This window comes from Desulfovibrio sp. OH1186_COT-070 (assembly GCF_003860215.1).
Lineage (GTDB): Bacteria > Desulfobacterota > Desulfovibrionia > Desulfovibrionales > Desulfovibrionaceae > Desulfovibrio.
In genome coordinates, this window is the sequence record NZ_RQYH01000243.1 from 1 (window position 1) to 332 (window position 332).

The 332-nt window shown below is 25.0% G+C and carries 1 protein-coding gene; it reads right to left on the bottom strand.

The genetic code is table 11. From position 1 onward, the window contains the following. The coding region (locus EII23_RS13095) for a hypothetical protein (protein ID WP_185702426.1) at window positions 1-332 on the bottom strand (332 nt) is incomplete at both ends.

Below are 332 nucleotides of genomic sequence, written 5' to 3' on the forward strand. Positions count from 1 at the left end.
TCTTGAAATAAATTTAGATTTTTCTATTTTTTCTACATCCCATTTTTTAAAATACTTTAAATCTATTAATTCTAATTCTTCTTTGTTTAAATAACTAAGACCTTTTTTTATTTCTAAATATTCATATTCAACTTTCTTTAATTGTTGTGAAAGGGCTATTTGCTCACTTAATAGATTCAATCTTTTGTTTTCTACAACGTTATAATCTGAACTTCCACTACTATAAGATGTCGGATTTGAGCTTCCAACATTTGTTAGTTCAGATTCTATATATTCTAACCTTTCGCTAATATTTTGTAATGTTTCTTCTTTGTGTGAATAGTGGTATAACT